Raw genomic sequence first — 1,895 nt, 5'->3', positions numbered from 1 at the left:
GTGGCCCGCGCGGTGTAACCCGCCCCCCACAGGGGCTGATCTGGGGTGTGCTGACGCGGCGCCGGTCCTGGCGACGGCCGCCGCTTCATGCTGCCGTCCGTCGGGTGCCGCGCATCCACACCATCCACTCCCGCACCCGCAGCACCACCTGGCTCACCGGACCGCACCCGTGCGGCTCGGCGGGGTGATGTGCTCAGGTTCGGAGGTTCCGGGCCGACGTGAGGAAAGGCAGCCAAAATCGACAGGAAAGTCCGAGATGAGCCGACCTCCGGGCCGCGTCAGTGGCCTCGTGCCGTTCGCCGCCGCACTGGCGTGCACGGCCGCGGTGATCCTGTGGTTGCTGAACCACGACGACGGCGGCAAGCTGTTCGTCGGCTATCTCGCGTCGCCCGTCGCCATGCTCGCCGCGGCCGCCGCCTGCCATCGGATCGGGGCGCAGGTCGTGGTCCCGCGGCCGGTACGCGGATTCTGGAAGCGGATGGCCCAGGCGTCGGTGTGCCTGGCGATCGCGGGTGTCGTGGCCGGCGTGACGACCGGCCTCGGCGAGGAACCCGGCATCTCCCCGTACACGGCCGCCCCCGTGTTGGTCGGCATGGTGCTGGCGATGCTGGCGTTCCTGCACCTGCCGCTGGGCCGGCGCACCGCCCTGAACTGGGTGCAGGTCCTGCTCGACGGGATCACGGTCGCGGTGGCCGGCGCACTGGTTTTCTTCTACGTGGTGATGGACTTCGCGGTGCCGGGCACCTCGCCCAACGCCATGGCGGCCGCCGCGGCGACCGGCGTCGGCGGGCTCGTCGCGATGGTGGTGGTCGGCAAGGCGGCGGTGGCGCCGGCCGGCCCGGTCGACTCGGTTGCCCTGCGGATCCTGACCGCCGGCCCGCTGCTCGCCACCGCCGGCTCGGTGCTGGTGATCACCGCGGACGGCGTCGCGCGCCTGGTGCTGGTGGTGATCCTGCTGCCGGTCGGCGCGGTGGTGATGAGCCTGTCCGCCTACCGTCAGATGCTGGTTCTGCGGCGTGAGCCGCGCCCAGAGCCCGCCGGGCGCAGTCGCAGCGCCTTCAACTTCCTGCCCTTCGTCTTCGTCGCCGCGACCGCCGGCCTGGTCCTGATGGTGTCGGCGCAGGAGCTCACCTGGCGCCACCGGATGTTGATCATCGGGGCGGTGGTGATCGCCGGGCTGGTGGTGCTGCGCCAGCTGATCGGGCTGCGGGAGAACCTGCTGCTGCTGACGGAGAACCGCCGCAAGCAGGCCGAGCTGGAACAGGTGGCACGGCACGACCCGCTGACCGGCCTGGCGAACCGGACCGCATTCGGCAGGACGCTGGCCGAGCGGCTCGCCGCGCACCTGCCCGCCGCGGTGCTGCTGATCGACGTGGACGACTTCAAGATGGTCAACGACTCGATGGGCCACGCGGTCGGCGACCAGCTGCTGCACGAGGTCGCGCAGCGCCTGCAGCGCTACAGCCGCGCCGAGCACGACCTGCCGGCCCGGCTCGGCGGGGACGAGTTCGCGGTGCTTCTCGACATGGACGACGCCGAGTACGCCGAACGGGCCGCGACCCGCGTGCTGGAGGCCCTCGCCGCACCCTTCGCCGTCGGCCGGCACGACCTGCTGGTGCAGGCCAGCGTCGGCGTCGCCCTGGCCGGGCCTGGGGACAGCGCCGACGAGGTGCTGCGCAACGCGGACATCGCGATGTACGCCGCGAAGGCCGCCGGCAAGGCGTCCTGGACGCGTTTCGAGCCGCGCATGCGACAGGACGTCGTCAACCACGCCCGCCTCGGCAGCGACCTGCACAACGCGCTCGTCCGCGACGAGCTGTTCCTGCTCTACCAGCCGGTCTTCGACCTGACCACCGGCCGTATCTCGGGTGCCGAGGCGCTGGTCCGGTGGAAGC

Annotated in this window: 2 protein-coding genes; both read left to right on the top strand. The window is 72.2% G+C overall.

The annotated features are described in order from the left end of the window. Window positions 1-188 (top strand): hypothetical protein (locus tag AB0M20_RS40965; RefSeq protein WP_364306651.1); only part of this gene is annotated, 188 nt, incomplete at its 5' end. Between the two features lie 68 nt (window positions 189-256). Beyond that, a partial coding sequence (locus tag AB0M20_RS40960; RefSeq protein ID WP_364306649.1) for a diguanylate cyclase occupies window positions 257-1,895 on the top strand: 1,639 nt, incomplete at its 3' end.

Source organism: Actinoplanes sp. NPDC051633, from assembly GCF_040681735.1.
GTDB lineage: Bacteria > Actinomycetota > Actinomycetes > Mycobacteriales > Micromonosporaceae > Actinoplanes.
Note: the sequence above shows the minus strand (reverse complement) of the source record. Positions and strands in the feature narration are given on the sequence as shown.